Below are 20,011 nucleotides of genomic sequence, written 5' to 3' on the forward strand. Positions count from 1 at the left end.
GTTGGAATCCGTTCGACAATACGAATAATGAGTGATTGTATCATCGCACCGTAATTTAATTCACGTGGGGCACCACGTAACGTCTTTTTGGAAAACAGCTGAAAAACGGGCTGCACGTCGAAAGTGGCGAAAATTTCATCAAATCGACGTGAACTTTCCATTTCCAATAATTCTTGGATGCCAAATAGGCTCATTTGTTTTACAATAGTCATAGGGCATTCACCTCATTCTGTATGTTAGTTTCGTCGCTATCATTATACCGAATTTGGGGAGGTGCCCGTTTTTTATTGTTTTAGAACCCTTGATACTAAAGAGGTTAGAATTATGAAATTAACTCATCTATAAAAACTTTATTAAAAACCTAAAATTTATCATATTCCTTCCTATACATTTTTGCAATTACTCTCAATAATACATCATCTACTATAAGTTAAAAAGGGGGGGATGTGGATGAAATAATAACAATAGATCGATTGATTAAATATTTGTTATAAATTGCTGAAGGATTTTAATCGTGGGGGTTAATGGGTTTTTAAATTCTAAATGTATAGGGGGCTAGTTCTTAACGAACAGCCCCGTAACACTTACTATATAAGGATTTTCATTACTATTAATAATTAGAATCTGCAATTAATCCGTTCATAATAGCAACACCAGAGCTTGCTCCGATACGAGTTGCTCCAGCCTCAATCATCTTTTTCATATCCTCTAAGCTTCTGACACCACCAGAGGCTTTTACACCTAAATCTGGGCCTACTGTTTTACGCATTAATGCAATATCTTCTGCTGTTGCGCCTCCAGTAGAAAAACCAGTTGATGTTTTCACATAATCAGCACCTGCTGCCACAGCTAACTCACATGCTTTTATTTTTTCTTCGTCCGTTAAAAGGCAAGATTCAATAATTACTTTTACAAGTGCATTACCTTTCGCCGCTTCAACAACTGCAGCAATATCTGCTTGCACAAGGTCATAATTTTTATCCTTTAACGCACCGATATTGATAACCATGTCTACCTCTTTAGCACCGTTAGCAATCGCATCTTTCGCCTCAAATGCTTTAACTGCTGGCGTGTTAGCACCTAAAGGGAAGCCAATTACAGTACAAACTAAGACCTCTGAGCCTTGTAAAAGCTCGCTGCTATAATTTACCCAAGTTGGATTTACACAAACAGAAGCAAAGTTAAATTGTTTTGCCTCTGCACATAATTTTTCGATTTGCTCTTTTGTTGCTTCAGCCTTTAATAATGTGTGATCAATCATACGCGCAAAATTTTGTTCCATTTTAATAAACTCTCCTCTACCAACAAGTTGTACGTACCTCTTTGGCATCATAACATTTTTTAACGTTTCCGTCTAATTTCTTTTATAGTAAGGGATTTCTATAAGTTAATAAACGACATCTCTTCAATCAAAAAAGTAAAACACCGTCCAAAGTTCGGACGGTGCTTCTCTTCATAGTTACAATTTTTATTTTACAGTTTCTAAAACACGAACAAATTGTCCTTTAGAGTGTGGATATCCAGCTTGAATAATTTTCACCTTTACAAGCTGACCGATTAGGCTTTCAGGACCTTCAAAGACTACTTTTAAGTAATTATCTGTGTAACCTGTTAATAGCCCCTCTTCTTCACTTCCATCATGCACGAATTCTTCAGGAATTACTTCTAGTACTTGATCTTCAAAGCGAGAAGCATATTCCTTTGCTAATTGGTCATTTAATGCGATCAATCGGTGAACACGTTCGTTTTTAATGTCCTCGTCAATTTGGTCCTCCATACGCGCTGCTGGTGTACCTGTACGTGGAGAAAACGGGAATACATGTAATTCAGAAAACTGATGATCACGTATAAAGTTATATGTTTCCATGAACTCTTCCTCAGTTTCTCCTGGGAAACCTACGATTACGTCAGAAGTGACAGCTAAGTCTGGTAAAGCTTCATGTAGTTTAGTTAAGCGTTCACCGAAGAACTCCATTGTATATTTACGACGCATACGTTTTAAAACGGTATCAGAGCCAGATTGGATTGGAATGTGTAAATGATTAACAACAATTTTTGATTCGCGTAAAACTTCAATCACTTCATCTGTTAATTGACTTGCCTCAATCGAAGAAATTCGAAGACGTTTTAAGCCTTTCACATTTGCCTCTAAATCACGTAGTAGCTGAGCTAAATTGTAATCTTTTAAGTCTTGTCCATAGCCACCTGTATGAATACCCGTTAAAACAATTTCTAGATACCCTGCATCCACTAATTGTTGAGCTTGGTTCAATACTTCTTGAGGATCTCGAGAACGCATTAACCCGCGTGCCCATGGAATAATACAAAACGTACAGAAGTTATTACAGCCTTCTTGTATTTTTAAAGATGCACGTGTACGGTCTGTAAATGCCGGTACATCTAATTCCTCATAAACGCGATTTTTCATAATGTTGTGGACTGCATTAATTGGTTGGCGTTCAGTAAGATATTGGTCTATGTAGCCAATTAATTTTGTACGATCCTGTGTACCTACAACAATGTCAACACCAGGAATCGCCATAATTTCAGCTGGAGATGTTTGAGCATAACATCCTGTTACACAAATGACAGCGTCTGGGTTTTGACGAATAGCACGACGGATAACTTGACGTGATTTTTTATCCCCTGTATTTGTAACTGTACATGTATTAATGACATAAACGTCTGCTTGACGATCAAATTCCGTACGTTCATAGCCTTCTTCTTTAAATAGCTGCCAAATCGCTTCTGTTTCATAATGATTCACTTTACAACCTAGAGTATATAGAGCTAGGGTTTTAGGAAGCGTTTCACTCATAGTATATTTCATCCTTTCAACTTCACATTACATTGTGCTTCTTATCTTATAATTATTTTTTGATGTATTAATTTTAGACACGTGATTTATGATAACATAAACCTATTAAAATCAGTACATTTAAGATTTGGAATGACAAAGTTATCGTTGCCTAGTTATTTCATTTATAAAGTTTTTCCTATCGCTTGTGAGAAATAATATAAAATTTCTCTTTTCACAGACTTTTTATTTAATCTGATTTTAAAAAATAAATCCCACTAATGTATAGAGAAACATAGTGGGACAAAGTAATTTTACTTAAGTAAAAGTCTTAATATAGCTACTATGAGTAAACCAGTTGTTAAGGCAGTACCTATAATCCATACAAGTTGTTTATTGAAAAAACTACTTAATTTTGATTCCACAAATAATTTGGAAGCTATTTTGTGGTTTTTATTAAAGTCTGAGATAATTTGTTTTATCTTATCGTCTGAATGTATTTTTTGTATTGCTTGGAGTATCTCATTTTTTATGTCTTGAATATCTGATTTAGTGGCAACGTTTTTTTGTGCTTCGTCCATGACAGCAATACTTTGTGAGATATTACTTAATCACTTTGGGTTTTATCTGTTTTTGTCTCTAATCTTTCTATTCTATGCTCCATGCCGTTCCCTCCTCCACCACTACTCGAAGTTTTATGTACTTTTGGACTATTAGATACATCTGTGCCCATACGAACATTAAAATAATGAACCACTGCACTATAAAGCTCGTCGAAATCAAGAGGTCTTTTTGACATTTCATCAAAATCAGCAAGTGTAGTATCTTCTAATTCATATTCCTCATCAAAACTTTTAGTCTTCCAACCTTGGAAGACAGTTAAACGGTTATCTCTAAAAACAGGTCTGTTTTTTTACTACGTTCAACTTTTATTTCATTTATTATCTATTTCCTCTATTATATTTTGAATAGTAGACTCGAGTTTATCTATCGAACCCTTACCCCATTAATATCTTCTATAAAATCATCTAAGTCATCTTTATCTAGATAGTTAGACGATGAAACATACCGAGTAAAAGCGTTTATGAAGTAATTTATGACTGAAATCTGACTTTTATGTGTTAATTTATACTCTACATATGATTTATCAGCCCTCTGAGCTACATAATTTATTGTCATTCTCTTCCAAACTATCCGTTATATTAATTAACGTAGACACTCCGTTTTCATCAAGCCTTCTTAGTCGGTTAAATTTCCTTCTAAATTTGTGTATCAACAATTTATAATATTTACCGAATTTATATGTTTCACTATTACTATTAATGATACTTAAAGATAATCTAGAAAAAGAAAGTAATCGCAAAATATCGTCACTAATTTGTTCTCCGATATTTCCTCAATAGCGTCAAACCCCTCAACTAATCTTTCTTCATGAAAATTTTCTGTAATTACACTATCTATGTATTGTTGAGCTTTAGAATTATTTTTAGAAAAAATTTCCGAATTGGATAAGCTACTTAAAATTCTTTCTTCAATGCTAGTACTCATTTCAAATCACTTCCACATATAGTTTTAATACCATTTAACTAAATATAACCAAAATTACAACTTAAACATTTCACGTTCATTAAGCCAGTTATTAAACGGTACAGGACGTTCTCTATTTGGTGTTTCTTCTATATATGATGATTTACTAGTCTTAATACTTAATCGCTCTACAGCTTTACTATATGCCCCTACGAATACGGCTCTTAATGTACTAGCAACCGTCAGTACACCTTCTTTTATATCCTTAGCAATTTTTAATAGAACGTTCTTAGCTGTGATAAAGTCAGTTGCACTTTGAATCTGATCAGCTAATACACATTTATTTAAATCTTCTTTTAAGTTATCTGCTAATTGTAGTGAATGCATAAAATCAAATAGCATTACCTGGTACTCATTTATGTATTCTTTTTTCTTTTCAACTTGCAAAGCTAATTCAGTTTCTAGATTCATAATATTATTTGCTTGTTAAGAACCTAAAAGAATAAAAGAGTTTAAAGATAGGTTTTCAGATTGTTGCTCTTCAACCCTACTCTCGCAGGGTTTTCCAGCTTTTTCACGCTCAGACATTAACGCAGGGACATCATCGTAAGGTAGAATGATATAAATACTTGCACCTTGTCACCTTTACTTTTTACAGTCGTTTCTTTTTTGGTGATTCCAGTTTCGAAATAGCGCGATTAAATGTCTTTGTGCTGATCTCCAATGATGTAGCGATTGTGGAAGCTTTTAAATGACAAGCCCCTGGATGTTCCAAAGCATGACTATCAAGCTTGAAAACGATGGCACGTTCTGATTCAGTCAAATCATAGTAGCGCTGCCATGTGGTTCTCAACAGCTGTGTCCATATCTGCTATTGATTCAAATGTTTTGTAAGTTGATAAGTATTCAAACGCCATCGTTTTCACCTTAATTCCACTTAATAGTGTAAAAACTACACTATTTGATAATAATATATCTCATAAAAATGAGAGTGTAAATAGAAAATACACTAAAAAGTGAATTTATATTTCATTTCAGTGTATTTATAAACTATAATAGTGGTAACAATAATTATTGAGGTGGTGTAAGAGGCATGAGCATGGCAAAGAAGATTAAATTGTTGATGGTTGAAAGAGATGTAACAGCTACTAAATTAGCCGAAAAGCTAGGTACTTCTCAATCCAATATTTCTAATAAGCTAAAGAGAGATAATTTCAGTGAAAAGGAATTAGAGGAGATTGCAACTGCATTAGAGGCAAAATACGAGGCCCACTTTGTTTTAGAGGATGGACGTAAATTTTAAGTAACAAATAACTAATTAGGGTCGTCTGTTTTTATTATATGTTCTAATAGCAAGATTTTCCATAGAATTGAAACACATAATTCTGTAAGGATCGATAGCATGGATACAATAGCAGAAACAATAAAATTTGCAGGCTTTCGAAAGAAGAAAGTAATGGCAAAACAGATTCAAATGTTTGACGATAGACTGACGGAACAAGGTGAAACATTATTAGCTGTATGTGCATTTGTTAAAGGTACAAAAAAACTTTATGTTACCGACCAAAGAATCTTATTACATGAAATCAAAGGTATCGTATCCAATGATGAAACGAGCATTCCTTTGTCTTCAATTGGTAGTATCAACACAATAAGCTTGTTTACTTAAAAATTGAAATTCAGGAATTGAAAACTTAAAGACAGTGAATAAAACTGCGTCTACCCCATCTGCTAAAAAGGCTAAGGACATGTACGATATTGCCGATGAAATTCGTGAATTGAAGGAACTATTAAAGGATGAATTAATTACTCAAGAAGAATTTGACGCGAAGAAAAAGCAATTGTTAGGGATATAAATAAATAAAACGGTAGCCAAGGGAGTTTTCCACTGGCAACCGTTTTTCACTTTTAACATTATTTTCTCTTTAAAAATACAACTACAAGGAGAACACTTAATCCCAAAAATATTAAAATTGGCACAAAATCAAATTGTTTCTTCCAAATAGCCAGATAACCAAAATATGCATCTAATGAAAGTATAATAATTAAAAAAATTATATATATTATATTATTATATTTCATTGCAACACCCCAATTCTTTTTTCTAATTATTGAGGCTCAATATCATAAACAGTAGCCCAAGTCATATCTACAATAACTCCGCTCCCATTATTATTTGCATCTAAACGTGTTCCAAATAACCAAAAATAACCTGATGTTAAACCAGTAATGACTCCACCAGCAAGAAATACAGGGAACCAAGCACCAAGTCCACCAAGACCTGCAGTAGATATAGCTGCGCCGGCTGCTACAGTATTAGCATCAGTAATAGCCTTTTTAGTATCACAACTATTTAATTTTGTTCTATATCCCCACCAAAAAGATTCAGGTGATGTAGTTTTACCTTTAGGTTTACAAGTAGCTTTAAATAGCATAGGAGAATCACTTTGTTTTTCATTATTATCTTCAGATAAATCTTGAATAGTTAAATCTTGCGATACACTAATAACATTAGTTTTGACTTGTTGATTTAAATAGTTAAAATATTCTTGTTGACCTTGAATTAATTCATTATCAATACCAGCGTCACTAGCTGAATTTTCATCAAGGATTAATAAACCATCCTCAACATGTACGTAAGGCTCTAAAGCGAGTATATCATCAAAAGTATATTCTTTAACATCATTTACATTTTTATTTTCAATTACAGAAGGCTCATAACTTTGAGCAAATGCTGGTGTTACTGTTGAGAACGAAAAAACTGTTAATAAAGCTGCAATTAATATTTTACGCAATTTTAATTCCTCCATAATGTATTGTCAACTACAACAGAAAATGGTGTAGTGATAATATTGTAATTTTCCCACCATAGCTATAATGTTCTTTAACTCGAGTACCTATATCCTATCATTTCCAAAAAGGTTAATTCAACCCTGCATTTACGCCATTTTTTGGCGGTATCAAACTAAAATTTCGGCGGCGTTTTCCTCTTATTTGTGAAAACCGCCATATCACGCCAATGCCACCGTCAATTTTTGGCGGTATTTTTATTTAAATATAGGAAAAAGGAAATAAAATAGACCGATACTATTGACATTAGTTTTAATTCTTGTTCAATCAGCAATAATATTTTCATATTAAAAAGTTCACAAAATAGATAATTGTTAATTATTATGTTATTGAAATAAAAAGCCAGGTACCAACCTTTAAAATGAGTACCTGGGCTTAAAATCATTCGGTTACTATATTTGTTACCTGGGCTAACTTAGCTTTTTTAATTTTAGGCTTGTGCTGCTGCCATACCTGCAAATGTACCTGTTTTAACACGCCATTTAGATCCGTCCGGTTCAATATATGCAACCCAACCAAATCGATGTTTAAGTACATCTTGTACATTTTCTGCAGCTTGTTTGGTAGCGTATGTTCCAGTAAGTACACGATATCTATTATTATCTGTAATTGGTTTAGGTGGCTGTTCATTACCACTTACATTTTAACTATTGTAATAAATTGCGACCATGTAATTTTACCTTCACACATATTTCGAGGGCAATTTTTACCACTAAAGTGGTTGTGCTGAACAACATTTTGAATTGGTATATTTCCGTCTTTCATGATTTTAGCAACTAACTCTGCAGCATTTTGCATTACTTTTTGATAGTTACCATCACCGTTTACGCATACCTCTACTTGAATCCCTTGATTATTACCTGTCGTGCTTCCCGCGGCCCAACATCTCCAAGCATGTTCAAAAAATTGTACGGCATCTTTGTAATCTACTGTATAGTGGCACGATGCTTACGACTATTACCATTGTATTGTAATCGTGCGTGTGCGTCTGCATCGGCTCCTGATCGCGGATTATCTGTTTCATGGACAACGACAAACTTTTTAGAGTTCCCTTTGCCATAAGAGACCTTGTTAGCTTGTACATCTGGAACAATTTTTTTCGAATTGTACTCATTATTGTTCACCGTCCTTTAGTTTGTTATAATCCATTGCTTCCGTGCTATCTGAAACCCCTATTGTAGTTGGGTCGATGATAATACCAAGTAAACCTAAAATGCTTGGAATGTTCTCCGAAATCGCTGTTACCTGGTCGTTGTAAATCTTAATATCGACATAAAAAATGCCTGCTATTTGATTAGCAAGTACAATAAGTAATGCAATTAATGACACCCAAAACTGTTTACGACGAATACGAACTTTCCAATTAATTTTCATGATGCACACTTTTTGAATACCAGCTACTTTTTTCAATACAACAATTCGTACTTCATGATTATTGATACGCTTTGCAGATTCTTTTGAGGTTCCGTCAACCTCGTTTAAATGTTGATTCAATCTTTCTAAAAGGCAGTTGAACATTAGATGCAACCTAACATTCAACTGCCCTCTCGAATATTGGATTTTTATTAGTGCTCATTAAATATTACATAGTTGTTGTTTTTCCAAATAAAAGAGATACCTTTACTTGTTCTGCTCCTCTAAAAACTAGAGATTATTATAGACTAGTAGGAGGCGTAAGTCCGAAAAGATCTGGAGTTATTACATTAGTGCCTGCTCCAAGGCGGACTTGTTGAACTTGCAGTACTTTTACAGTAAGTTCCAGTACAATTTTTTCACGCAATGTGCTGAAAGTACATTCTGGTGCTGCCATAATTGGTGAGAAATCAAGTTCAAAGAAGTTTGCAGCTACTAACTCGCCAAATGGTTGTTCATTATATTTCACCAGGTTTTGGAAGAAAGCCTTATCCAATCGAGCATCCATTTGCGTTTTTTCATTAAGGAAGTTCGCTTCGGCAAACTCGGAAATTCCTAAGATTGGAGTAGGGCCTCCAGGTGTTTGTGGGAAAGTAAGGTCTGTAAAACCAGAAAACTGAACATCAGCAATTCTATCACGAAGTGCCCCATTACATGCAGATGAAGCATATTCTATATTTTTACGAATATGTCCTGCTACAAATAATTTAGCTCTTGTTACTGCAAAAAAGTCAGTGTTGTCAATACGTGCAAAGCTAACCGGTACTAATTTTACTTGATTTAAGAATACATTTTTTTTCACTCTTTTGATTTCAGTTGCTGCTGGAGTAAGTGTAATATCCGATTCCACAACGATTTGAACTGTTGGTTCTGCAAGTACAACTGGAACTTTAATAGTTGGAGTCGTAACCGGTGTAGCGATTACTGGAGTAATAGCACTAGTTAATGGTATTTGTTCAGTTGATGCCACTGGACAAGGTTCGCCTTTACTAACGTGATTAACTTGATTATCTAATTGATCACTCAAAATGTTCCCTCTTTTCATTTTTTTTATGAGAGTACTCATATCGCTAGAATATGTCGGGATTTAATCCATATATGGACATATACACTAGTTTTTTAAAAAAAGAGTTTTTTGAGCAGAGATATATGCTTAAGCATCCTTTAGATCTTAGGCACTCGAATTTTTTGGACTTGTAGCAAATGAATGATTATTTCTAATACTATGTTTTGACACATTTGATTTGAATGAATTAATGACTCATTTTGTGCAGGTACTACATTCCCAATGTGGGATGCTGTATATTCAATACTCTGATGAATATAACCTTCAATAAATAAATTCCCCCTCAGCGCTGAACATGTCCCATTACCTAATGATTGAGAAAATTGATGAGGAACGAATCTACAATTCGTTAATACTACCTCATTCGAGATATCTTTAACCCCCTCAATTCCTTTTTCAAATACGATATTCTCTTCAAGGCATATTTCTACTTTATATTCCCCAACTACAACTGGCGCTCTAATGTGCATAAAGTCACCGGAACCGTAAGAGTGATAATCGGTTTCTCCTTTTTTAGTTGATTGTGTGTTATGTAAGGGAATAACAACTGATTTAGACGGATTACTCTTCTGATTATTTTTATCATAAGTATCAGTTTTCATTAAAAATGTAATTTGATTAATTTTTGAGTGAACCAAACGACAATCAGGTTGGTCAGGATAATCCGTTGTAGTACTAAATAGTTTCGTTTCAAATTGCGGAGTTAGATGATTGGTTCGATCAAGAAAATCAAATGTATTTTTAACAACCTCCCCACAGATAGGAGCATGAAGAAAATCATCAATTTCTACGTGAGTAGAGAATGGGCTTTTTTTCGTTTTAGAATGTACTTCCCCTTGTACTGACCGAGGAAATGCATGAACACGATCTGTAAAATTGCTATTTTCCATCTCTTCTGAATCAATAAGACATATTATTTTCTTCCCAACATCGGATTCACAAGGACTACAATTTTCACGTTTAGAGTCTAGTTGGGTTGTAATATCCTGTTCTTCTACAGGCTTGGTTTCATCTGCATCGTCTAAATCAAGGGAATCATTCATTTCATCCCCTACATTCGTTTCAGAAGGATTAGATAGTTCACAATCGAAATCTACATGTGATGCAAAATCCTGCTCTTCCAAAGGTTCTATATTTAGGGGATCATTCATTTTATCCTCTATATTGGTTTCAGGAGGAATGACGGAATCTAAACAAGCTACAACATCCTGCTCTTCCATGGACTTGGTTTCATCTATATCTTCTGGATCAAGAGGATCATTCATTTCTTCCACAGGCTTGGTTTCTTCTACATCGTCTGCATCAAGAGGATTATCCATTTCATCCCCTACATTCGTTTCAGAAGGAATGACATGTGGTGCGAGGCCGGATTCACTTTCTTTTTCTATATCAAGTAAATCATTTATAAAATCGGAATAAGGAGGTTTCTGTTGCGATGCTTGATCCATTTCGATGGGTTCAATTTGACAATTATATTTTTGTTCGGAACTTATCTCTTTCATCACTTTATAGTTAATCCATGGAGTTTGCATTCGTTCACTCCCAAATAATGTTTATTGTGAAACATTTGATCCATAAAATCCTACGATAAGAGAAACATGTTCAAAATCGTTTTCTTCAGGAAAAACTCACGAAGTAGTTCATTTACTTACGTTGCCATGGATTGCTAAAACTGCCCTTTTCATTTCTTTTAATGTTTGCTAACAGCTAAACACTTTTTCTTCTATTTAAATGTGTAAAGTTTTAATGAATGCTCCTTTTTTGAATATTGTCAAACGATTATGAGCTACTTTTACTTTGATCTAGGTATTTGCACTAATTACAATCCATTCTATGCTTTATTTTCACTTTTGTCACAGATTACTTCCCAAATTTCGGGTAGCAATTAAGATACCCATATTTTGAGAGACGATAGCACCCAAAATTTTATCTATCCACTATTTTTAATACAAAAAGCAGTTGAAAGTTGGATTTATCCGAACTTTCAACTGCCATTTAAGGTTTTTTTAGTGCCTACGAAATGCCCGTTCTTGTCTATTTTGCTCCTCTAAATCCGAGATTAACAACAAGGATTAGAAGGAGGAGTCGGAGTTGGCGTAGGAGTAGGAGGACTAACTGGAGGAGTAAGCCCTGTAAGAACAGGAGTTATAACACTAGTGCCTGCTCCAAGACGAATTTGTTGAACTTGCAGTACTTTTACTGTAAGCTCTAGCACGATTTTTTCACGTAATGTGTCGAAAGTGCCTTCTGGTGTTGCCATAACTGGTGAAAAATCAAGTTCAAAGAAGTTTGCAGCTACTAACTCGCCAAATGGTTGTTCATTGTATTTAACTAGATTTTGGAAGAATGCTTTATCCAATCGAGCATCCATTTGCGTAGTTTCATTAAGGAAGTTCGCTTCGGCAAACTCAGAAATTCCTAAAATCGGAGTAGGGCCTCCAAGTGTTTGTGGGAACGTAAGGTCTGTAAAACCTGAAAACGGAACATCGGCAATTCTATCTTGGAGTGCCGCGTTACATGCTGCTGTAGCATATTCTATATTTTTACGAATATGTCCTGCTACAAATAATTTGGCTCTTGTTACCGCAAAAAAGTCAGTAGTGCCAATACGTGCAAAAGCAACAGGCACTAGTTTCACTTGATTTAGGAATACGTTTTTTTTCACTCTTTTGATTTCAGTTGCTGCAGGAGTAAGCGTAATATCCGCCTCCACAGCAATTTGAAGTGTTGGTTCTGCAAGTACAACCGGAACTTTAACAGTTGGCGTCACTAACGGTGTAGCGACTATTGGAGTAACTTCAGTAGTTAATGGAATTTGTTCTGTTGATGTTACTGGACAAGGTTCGACTTGATTAACTTGAAAATCTAATGGATCACTCAAAAAAATTCCCTCTTTTCATTTTTTATAGTATTAGGAGCGCTCTATATTAGAATATGAAGAACTTAAAACTATATATGGACTTGTATACTAGTTATTTACTTATAATAAAAATGAGTTGAATCTAATTTGTGTTTTAAAGCTTTTCTTTAAACTCGGTCCTCATCTGAATGCTACAGTTAAATCGCTGAATATTCACTTTCTTCATGTAAACAAATAACCTGTAGCAATTAAGGTTGCAGAATAGATTTATAGAAATTACAAAAATAAATAATTATTATTAAGATATTTACCTCAGTTCATCACGAGAGTTAAAACGATAAAAAACGAGCTTTAAAATCGTATATTTGTCACGACGAAACCTTAAACTATACAAAAAGGTGAATGCCTTATGTTTTGAGAAATATAATTTATGATAGAAGTACAACTAGAAATAATTAAGTGAGATGCTTCATTATTTCTTAGAGCTTTCTTTTAAAAATAACTAACTGCCAAGTTCCTAAAATAAAATGAATGTCAATGATAATAAGGAGAATCTACCCCATAAACCATTCTAACGAGTCTGTTTTGGACTACAATGTAAAAGAGCCGATTCATTTTTTTTGAATCGGCTCTTTTTGTTAGGATTATTAATAAAATCCTTGTCGTCCTTTACTATTCCTCAAACCTGACTGCACTAACACGTCATTATATTGCAGTTTAACTATGCACAGCCATTGTTTGAAAAGGCTCTTTTGACAAGGCTAAATGCCTATTTCATTCAAATTCATAAGATATTGCAGACAGTGCATATAGTGGCGCTGTTTCTGCACGTAAAATGCGGGGTCCTAATGACATCGTTTGGGCACCGGCTTGAAGCAGTGCATCTGCTTCTTTTCTAGCAATGCCACCTTCTGGACCAAAGATAATAAGAACGGATTTCGACTTCTTGTCATACACTTTTTTTAACTTCTCCGCAAATCTTGTGCGTTGCTGTGCTTTTGCATCCTCTTCATCTGCTATAAATACGGCGTCGAAATGGCCAACTTGTTCCAGTAGCTGTTTAAAAGAGATTGGTTCATAAATTTCTGGGATATGTGTACGATGGGATTGCTCAGCTGCTTCTTTTGCAATTTTTTGTAGTCGCTCTTGCTTTTTGGCACCTTTCTTTTTATCCCATTTAACGATGGAACGCTCTGCTTCAAATGGCATTAGGGCAAACATTCCAAGCTCCGTTGCCTTTTGCGTTATAAGTTCTAGTTTATCGCCCTTTGGCAAACCACATGCCACTGTTACATGAACAGGTAACTCTGGAGAAGGAATAATTTCACCTGTAGTTTGAACGTGTACCTCATCGGCATCGAAGGCTATAATTTCACATATATGAGCGGTATTTTGTGCAACGACAACGATTTTGTCGCCTTCTTTCATACGCATTACTCGTTCAATATGTCGCGCATCCTCGCCACTAATACGTGCTTCCTCAATGGTCGTCTCAATAAAATAGCGTTGCATGTTACCATACTCCTTTATAGCAAGAAGAGAAAACGCCAAATCGCCAGCACTCGGCTCACGATTTGGCGCTTCCTCAATCAATTTATTGTGGTCGACGGGCAATGATCGCTACCCAATCTTCCATTAGTAATACTTCTTCGATTACAAACCCTGAAGCTTCTAGTGCTGCTTTTACATCATCACGTTTCGCACCGATGATGCCTGAAGTGACATATAATCCACCCGGTTTAACAACTGAAAATGCATCGTCAGTAAAGGACATAATAATTTCTGCTAAAATATTAGCCACAACGACATCAGCTGGTTCCTTAACTGTATCCAATAGATTTCCATGGAATACAGATACTTTATCATCTACTTTGTTTAATGCAACATTTTCTTGTGCTGAACGAACAGCTACTTCGTCTAAATCAAGTGCATGTACGCTCTTAGCTCCTAGTAAAGCTGCACCAATTGATAGAACGCCTGAACCCGTGCCGATATCGATCACCGTATCGCCCTCTTTTACAACCTTCTCAAGCCCTTGTAAGCACATAACAGTTGTAGGGTGTGTTCCTGTACCAAAAGCCATACCAGGATCTAATTCAATTATTAATTCATCTGTTGATACTGGTACATATTCTTCCCATGTTGGCACAATTGTAAAGCGTTCAGAAATTTTTACAGGATGATAATATTGCTTCCATGCTGTTGCCCAATCTTCCTCGTTAACCTCCACAATCGATACAACATTTTCACCAATATCGATGTTGAAGTTCGTTAAATTTGTTATAGCCGCCTTAATTTCTTCGACTGTTTCATTTAAAAAACTAGACTCCGATAAGTACGCCTTAACAATAACACCATCTCTCGGAAAATCCGCTTCATTTAGCGCATAAATTTCACCATACTGATCCTCTCGTGGCTTCGCAAATTCTGCAGAATCCTCAATAACTACACCACTTGCCCCTGCTTCATGCAAAATATTCGAAATTGCTTCTACCGCTTCATTTTTTGTATGAATGGATAATTCTGACCACTTCACGTAGCTCTTCAGCTCCTCTAATTATTCACCTTGGAATTTTTTCTTAATTTTATCGAATAGTGAGCTTCCTTGTTCTTCAGGAATGTCACCACTGATTTCCGCAAATTCACGTAGTAATTGCTTTTGTCTTTCCGTTAATTTTTCTGGCGTTATAACTTTTACTGTTACATATTGATTCCCTGTACCATAGCCATGTACATTTTTGACACCTTTGTCTTTTAGACGGAATTGTGCACCTGACTGTGTTCCCGCAGGAATACGTAGTTTTACTTTTCCATGAACCGTTGGGACTTCTATTTCATCACCAAGAGCTGCTTGTGGGAATGTCAGTTTTAGTTCGTAATAAATGTCATCGCCATCACGTTCAAACTCTTTATGTCCTTGAACGCGGAACATAATATATAAATCCCCCGCCGGGCCGCCATTTATACCTGGCTCACCTTGACCAGACACACGGATTTGCTGACCATCATCTACACCTGCTGGAATGTTCACTTTAATTTTCTTACGTTTCTGAACGTTCCCTTCGCCACGACAAGTTGAACATTTTTCTTTAATGATTTTACCTGTACCATGACATGTAGAACAAGTACGACGATTCATCATACGGCCGAAAGGTGTATCTACAGCTTGATTTACTTGACCCGCACCTTTACATGTTGAACATGTTTCAGGTTTAGTACCTGGTTTTGCACCCGAACCGTGGCAAGTATCACATAATTCATCTTTAGGAATTTCGATTTCTGTTTCTTTCCCGAAAATTGCTTCTTCAAATGTAATATTCATACGATATTGAAGGTCGTCACCTTTGCGTGGTGCATTCGGATCCTGACGGCGACCGCCACCACCAAAGAATGAGCTGAAAATATCCTCGAAGCCGCCAAAGCCGCCGCCTCCGAAGCCACCACCAAAGCCTGCATTTGGATCTTCATGGCCAAATTGATCATAGCGTGCTTTTTTCTGATCGTCACTTAAAACTTCATAAGCTTCAGCGATTTCTTTGAATTTTTCATCTGCACCCGGCTCTTTATTAAGGTCAGGATGGTATTGTTTTGATAATTTACGGTATGCTTTTTTAATTTCATCTTTAGAAGCCGATTTCGTTAAACCAAGCACCTCGTAGTAATCGCGTTTCTCCATGATTCACACTCCGCTCTTTTTGCATAAAATCTATTGTATCACGCAGTTAAAAAAACTGCCTCTATTTTATTATTAAATATTCATTAAAAATGTTGCATATATATTTTTTCACATTTCTCATTCATACCTATGCACCTAGATGATTAAATGTAAGTGGATATATTTAAGATAAAGAGAAAAGCCAAAGCCGCAAGCGGTCTTTGGCTTCTTCACTTAACTGTGTTACTTACTATTATTTATCGTCTTTTACTTCTTCAAAATCAGCGTCTACGATATCATCTTTTTTACCAGCGCCAGCATCTGCACCAGCATCGCCACCTTGAGCTGCTTGAGCAGCTGCTGCAGCTTGTTCATATACTTTCATAACTAATGGCTGTAATACGCCTTCTAGTTTTTCTTTAGCAGATTTAATGCCTTCTAATTCGCCAGCTTCAAGCGCTTTTTTCAGTTCATCACGAGCATCTTCAACAGATTTTTTCTCATCTTCTGTAATTTGTTCGCCTAAGTCCGCAATTGTTTTGTCAACTTGGAACACTAATTGGTCAGCTTCGTTGCGAAGATCTGCTTCTTCTTTACGTTTAGTATCCGCCTCAGCATTTGCTTCAGCATCTTTTACCATACGCTCGATTTCTTCGTCAGTTAAACCAGAATCAGATTGAATCACAATTGTTTGTTCTTTGTTTGTACCAAGGTCTTTCGCTTTAACAGATACGATACCATTTTTATCAATATCGAATGTTACTTCGATTTGTGGTACACCACGTGGTGCTGGTGGGATATCTGCTAATTGGAAGCGACCTAAAGTTTTATTGTCTGCCGCCATTGAGCGTTCACCTTGTAGTACGTGAATATCTACTGCTGGTTGGTTGTCCGCTGCAGTTGAGAATACTTGTGATTTAGATGTTGGAATCGTCGTGTTACGGTCGATTAATTTTGTGAATACGCCACCCATAGTCTCGATACCTAATGAAAGTGGAGTTACGTCAAGTAAAACTACGTCTTTTACATCACCAGTTAAAACGCCACCTTGAACAGCAGCACCCATCGCTACAACTTCGTCAGGGTTTACACCGCGGTGTGGCTCTTTATTAGTTTCTTTACGTACAGCTTCTTGTACTGCTGGAATACGTGTAGAACCACCAACTAAAATTACTTGGTCAATTTCAGATGTTGAAAGACCTGCATCAGATAATGCTTGACGTACTGGACCTACTGTACGGTTTACTAATGGTAATGTAATTTCGTCAAATTTTGCACGAGTTAAAGCAATTTCTAAGTGCAATGGACCAGCTTCACCAGCAGTAATGAATGGTAAAGAAATTTGAGTAGATGTTACACCTGATAAGTCTTTTTTCGCTTTTTCAGCAGCATCTTTAAGACGTTGCATAGCCATTTTATCTTTAGAAAGGTCAATGCCATTTTCTTTTTTGAACTCTGCTACAAGATACTCGATGATAGCATCGTCGAAGTCGTCCCCACCTAGTTTGTTATCACCAGCTGTTGCTAATACTTCAAATACACCGTCACCTAATTCAAGAATAGATACGTCAAACGTACCACCACCAAGGTCAAATACTAATACTTTTTGATCTGTATCTTGTTTGTCTAAACCATAAGCAAGTGCAGCAGCTGTTGGTTCGTTGATAATACGCTCTACTTCTAAACCTGCAATTTTACCAGCATCTTTAGTAGCTTGACGTTGAGCGTCGTTGAAGTAAGCAGGTACAGTAATTACTGCTTTTGTTACTTTTTCACCTAAATAGTCTTCAGCATAGCCTTTTAAGTATTGAAGAATCATTGCAGAAACTTCTTGTGGCGTATATTCTTTATCTTCCACTTTAACTTTTTCAGATGTACCCATTTTAGATTTAATAGAAATAATTGTGTTAGGATTTGTTACTGATTGACGTTTCGCTACTTCACCAACTTGACGTTCGCCATTTTTAAACGCGACAACAGATGGTGTTGTACGGTTCCCCTCTGGATTTGGAATTACTTTTGGTTCTCCGCCTTCAAGTACAGAAACACAAGAGTTTGTTGTTCCTAAGTCAATACCGATAATTTTGCTCATAAAAATTTCCTCCTATTATTTAAACGCAAATAATGCGTTTTCTAACTAAATGTAATTAATTAAATAGTACTAAGCCTATTCGTTTACAGATACCATTGTTGGGCGTAATACACGATCCTTTAACATATAACCTTTTTGAAGCTCGCGTAAGACAACACCTGTCTCTTTTTCACTATCTTGCTCCTGCATGACAGCTTGGTGAACATTAGGATCAAATTGCTCACCTTCAGCTTTAATAATTTGTAAGCCTTCCTTCTCAGCAGCTTCTATCAGAGAACGGTACACCATTTCAATACCTTTTACGATGGAAGCAGCTTCTTCAGAAGTCGCTTCAACTTGTAAGGCACGCTCAAAATTATCAATTACTGGCAATAAATCAGACAGTAAGCTTTGCGCGCGATACTTTTCAGCGGCCTCACGATCAAGTTGATTGCGGCGGCGAATATTATCGAAGTCAGCACGTAAGCGTAGATGACGATTTTCCTCGTCGTCTAGCTTTGCCTGTAACTCGGCTAGCTTTGCTTCATACTGTTCTTCGATTGTTAATTCGGCTTTTTGTTCTTCTACTACTTCTGTTTCTTCTACCTCATTTTCAGCTTGTAAATCCTGTACAAGGTCTTTGCTTTCAGTTTTTTCCGTCACTTTTATCCTCCTCATTATCAATCACTACGATTCTTCGTAAAGGCTTGTGTTAAATCCAAGCGTATTACGTCTAGTAAAGCAACAACACGTTTATAATCCATTCGTGTTGGACCAATAATTGCTATAGCCCCTTGCTGATCTTCACCAATAGAATAAGTGGTCGTAATGACACTACAGTTTTCCATTTCTAGTTGTTTATTTTCTGAACCAATACGAATGTGAATGCCCGATTCATTAGGATGGAAGAGTGACTGCACTTGGCTAGTCGTTTCCATTAAGTCCAAAATCATTCGGACTTTATTTAAATCGTGGAATTCAGGTTGGTTGAACATATTTGTTTTACCACCATAGAAAATTTTACTTTCCGAATTATGCATCGTCGCTGTCACGAGAGCGTGAATAAAATCATCCGCTGATTGAACGTGCTGCTGTAATACTGTTAGCACCTCAGCTTCGAGTTTTTTATGAATATCTTCTAATGAAACACCAACTAGTCGTTCATTTAAGATATTAACCATTTTCTCTAAATCAGAAGCGGTAAAATTAGGCGGTAGACTAAACATGCGATTTTCAACATGCCCATTATTCGTTACGATAATCGCTACTGCTGTGTCGCTAGAAAGTGGCACAATTGAAAATCGTTTTACTCGATGTCTTTGAACATCTGGTCCTAAAAGAATCGATGTATACGAGGTCAGTTCTGATAAAATATTGGCTGACTTTCTGATAATATGCTCTACTTCTACTAAGCGATCGTTAAAAATTGATTGGATTTGCTGAATATCCCTTGAATTAATGCCTTGGGGATTCAACAAATGATCTACATAAAATCTATAACCCTTTTCCGAAGGCACTCGACCAGAGGAAGTGTGCGTTTTTTCTAAGAAGCCTAATTCCTCTAAATCCGCCATTTCATTTCGAATTGTGGCTGGACTAAATGTAATCTCTTGCTTTTTGGAGATTTGGCGAGAACCTACCGGCTGTGCAAACATAATAAAGTCGTCTACGATAGCTTGCAATATTTGTAATTGCCGATTTGTTAGCATGATTATCACCTCTGTTAGCACTCAACTAAGAGGAGTGCTAATACTATTATTAAGTTATCAAAT

Annotated in this window: 23 protein-coding genes and 2 pseudogenes; 3 read left to right on the forward strand and 22 right to left on the reverse strand. The window is 36.0% G+C overall.

Annotation, left to right across the window (positions count from 1 at the left end):
• The 8 genes and pseudogenes from ACIQ7N_RS04120 to ACIQ7N_RS04155 form a co-directional block, all read right to left on the reverse strand.
• Positions 1 to 212: pseudogene (locus tag ACIQ7N_RS04120) on the reverse strand (IS5/IS1182 family transposase); the annotation flags it as partial.
• 398 nt (positions 213 to 610) lie between these two features.
• The gene (deoC, locus tag ACIQ7N_RS04125) at positions 611 to 1,282 is read right to left on the reverse strand and encodes a deoxyribose-phosphate aldolase (protein WP_402930430.1); all 672 of its coding nucleotides are present in this window, start codon (positions 1,280 to 1,282) and stop codon (positions 611 to 613) included.
• Between the two features lie 186 nt (positions 1,283 to 1,468).
• Entirely contained in the window at positions 1,469 to 2,818 is a 1,350-nt protein-coding gene (gene mtaB / locus ACIQ7N_RS04130) for a tRNA (N(6)-L-threonylcarbamoyladenosine(37)-C(2))-methylthiotransferase MtaB (RefSeq protein ID WP_402930431.1), read from the reverse strand.
• Between the two features lie 293 nt (positions 2,819 to 3,111).
• Complete coding sequence (locus tag ACIQ7N_RS04135) at positions 3,112 to 3,378, reverse strand: hypothetical protein (protein WP_402930433.1); 267 nt, start codon at positions 3,376 to 3,378, stop codon at positions 3,112 to 3,114.
• A 26-nt stretch (positions 3,379 to 3,404) separates the two neighbouring features.
• Positions 3,405 to 3,596: a hypothetical protein gene (locus ACIQ7N_RS04140; RefSeq protein WP_402930434.1), complete on the reverse strand. Its 192-nt coding sequence runs from the start codon at positions 3,594 to 3,596 to the stop codon at positions 3,405 to 3,407.
• 530 nt (positions 3,597 to 4,126) lie between these two features.
• On the reverse strand, positions 4,127 to 4,345 hold the full coding sequence (locus ACIQ7N_RS04145) for a hypothetical protein (protein WP_402930435.1): 219 nt from the start codon (positions 4,343 to 4,345) through the stop codon (positions 4,127 to 4,129).
• A gap of 54 nt (positions 4,346 to 4,399) precedes the next feature.
• Positions 4,400 to 4,795, reverse strand: coding sequence for a hypothetical protein (locus ACIQ7N_RS04150; protein ID WP_402930436.1), 396 nt, complete (start codon positions 4,793 to 4,795; stop codon positions 4,400 to 4,402).
• A 181-nt stretch (positions 4,796 to 4,976) separates the two neighbouring features.
• Positions 4,977 to 5,177 (reverse strand): helix-turn-helix domain-containing protein, encoded by a 201-nt coding sequence (locus ACIQ7N_RS04155; RefSeq protein WP_402930438.1) that lies wholly within the window; start codon positions 5,175 to 5,177, stop codon positions 4,977 to 4,979.
• 246 nt (positions 5,178 to 5,423) lie between these two features.
• On the opposite strand from ACIQ7N_RS04155, the gene ACIQ7N_RS04160 reads away from it, so the two are divergent.
• From ACIQ7N_RS04160 to ACIQ7N_RS04170, 3 genes are all read left to right on the forward strand, one after another.
• Entirely contained in the window at positions 5,424 to 5,627 is a 204-nt protein-coding gene (locus tag ACIQ7N_RS04160; RefSeq protein ID WP_402930439.1) for a helix-turn-helix domain-containing protein, read from the forward strand.
• A gap of 99 nt (positions 5,628 to 5,726) precedes the next feature.
• Complete coding sequence (locus ACIQ7N_RS04165) at positions 5,727 to 5,993, forward strand: hypothetical protein (RefSeq protein ID WP_402930441.1); 267 nt, start codon at positions 5,727 to 5,729, stop codon at positions 5,991 to 5,993.
• A gap of 79 nt (positions 5,994 to 6,072) precedes the next feature.
• The gene (locus ACIQ7N_RS04170; RefSeq protein WP_402930442.1) at positions 6,073 to 6,180 is read left to right on the forward strand and encodes an SHOCT domain-containing protein; all 108 of its coding nucleotides are present in this window, start codon (positions 6,073 to 6,075) and stop codon (positions 6,178 to 6,180) included.
• 252 nt (positions 6,181 to 6,432) lie between these two features.
• Here ACIQ7N_RS04170 and ACIQ7N_RS04175 read toward each other — a convergent pair whose 3' ends face one another.
• The 14 genes and pseudogenes from ACIQ7N_RS04175 to hrcA form a co-directional block, all read right to left on the reverse strand.
• Entirely contained in the window at positions 6,433 to 7,119 is a 687-nt protein-coding gene (locus ACIQ7N_RS04175; protein ID WP_402930443.1) for a hypothetical protein, read from the reverse strand.
• Between the two features lie 485 nt (positions 7,120 to 7,604).
• Positions 7,605 to 7,784 (reverse strand): SPOR domain-containing protein, encoded by a 180-nt coding sequence (locus ACIQ7N_RS04180; protein ID WP_402930579.1) that lies wholly within the window; start codon positions 7,782 to 7,784, stop codon positions 7,605 to 7,607.
• Positions 7,785 to 7,810: 26 nt separating this feature from the next.
• Positions 7,811 to 8,059 (reverse strand): annotated as a pseudogene (locus ACIQ7N_RS04185) (N-acetylmuramoyl-L-alanine amidase); the annotation flags it as partial.
• Between the two features lie 41 nt (positions 8,060 to 8,100).
• Entirely contained in the window at positions 8,101 to 8,298 is a 198-nt protein-coding gene (locus tag ACIQ7N_RS04190; protein ID WP_402930444.1) for a hypothetical protein, read from the reverse strand.
• Positions 8,288 to 8,692: a phage holin gene (locus tag ACIQ7N_RS04195; RefSeq protein ID WP_402930446.1), complete on the reverse strand. Its 405-nt coding sequence runs from the start codon at positions 8,690 to 8,692 to the stop codon at positions 8,288 to 8,290. Before ACIQ7N_RS04195 ends, ACIQ7N_RS04190 begins: the two co-directional genes overlap by 11 nt.
• Positions 8,693 to 8,828: 136 nt before the next feature.
• A complete protein-coding gene (locus ACIQ7N_RS04200; protein ID WP_402930447.1) occupies positions 8,829 to 9,614 on the reverse strand; it encodes a CsxC family protein in 786 nt (261 codons plus the stop codon).
• A gap of 137 nt (positions 9,615 to 9,751) precedes the next feature.
• Positions 9,752 to 11,185 carry a BC_2427 family protein gene (locus tag ACIQ7N_RS04205; RefSeq protein ID WP_402930449.1) on the reverse strand — a complete coding sequence of 478 codons (1,434 nt, stop codon included), beginning with the start codon at positions 11,183 to 11,185 and terminating at the stop codon, positions 9,752 to 9,754.
• Between the two features lie 527 nt (positions 11,186 to 11,712).
• A complete protein-coding gene (locus ACIQ7N_RS04210; protein WP_132356840.1) occupies positions 11,713 to 12,534 on the reverse strand; it encodes a CsxC family protein in 822 nt (273 codons plus the stop codon).
• Positions 12,535 to 13,287: 753 nt separating this feature from the next.
• Positions 13,288 to 14,025, reverse strand: coding sequence for a 16S rRNA (uracil(1498)-N(3))-methyltransferase (locus tag ACIQ7N_RS04215; RefSeq protein ID WP_132356841.1), 738 nt, complete (start codon positions 14,023 to 14,025; stop codon positions 13,288 to 13,290).
• 82 nt (positions 14,026 to 14,107) lie between these two features.
• The gene (gene prmA / locus ACIQ7N_RS04220) at positions 14,108 to 15,049 is read right to left on the reverse strand and encodes a 50S ribosomal protein L11 methyltransferase (protein WP_132356842.1); all 942 of its coding nucleotides are present in this window, start codon (positions 15,047 to 15,049) and stop codon (positions 14,108 to 14,110) included.
• A gap of 21 nt (positions 15,050 to 15,070) precedes the next feature.
• The gene (gene dnaJ, locus ACIQ7N_RS04225) at positions 15,071 to 16,189 is read right to left on the reverse strand and encodes a molecular chaperone DnaJ (RefSeq protein ID WP_132356843.1); all 1,119 of its coding nucleotides are present in this window, start codon (positions 16,187 to 16,189) and stop codon (positions 15,071 to 15,073) included.
• Between the two features lie 232 nt (positions 16,190 to 16,421).
• Positions 16,422 to 18,260: a molecular chaperone DnaK gene (gene dnaK / locus ACIQ7N_RS04230; protein ID WP_132356844.1), complete on the reverse strand. Its 1,839-nt coding sequence runs from the start codon at positions 18,258 to 18,260 to the stop codon at positions 16,422 to 16,424.
• A gap of 75 nt (positions 18,261 to 18,335) precedes the next feature.
• The gene (gene grpE, locus ACIQ7N_RS04235; RefSeq protein WP_132356845.1) at positions 18,336 to 18,902 is read right to left on the reverse strand and encodes a nucleotide exchange factor GrpE; all 567 of its coding nucleotides are present in this window, start codon (positions 18,900 to 18,902) and stop codon (positions 18,336 to 18,338) included.
• Positions 18,903 to 18,919: 17 nt separating this feature from the next.
• Positions 18,920 to 19,948, reverse strand: a complete 1,029-nt coding sequence (hrcA, locus tag ACIQ7N_RS04240; protein ID WP_402930450.1) for a heat-inducible transcriptional repressor HrcA — start codon at positions 19,946 to 19,948, stop codon at positions 18,920 to 18,922.
• Positions 19,949 to 20,011: the final 63 nt, after the last annotated feature.

This window comes from Lysinibacillus sp. NPDC095746, assembly GCF_044763535.1.
In the GTDB taxonomy this organism is placed as follows: Bacteria; Bacillota; Bacilli; order Bacillales_A; family Planococcaceae; genus Lysinibacillus.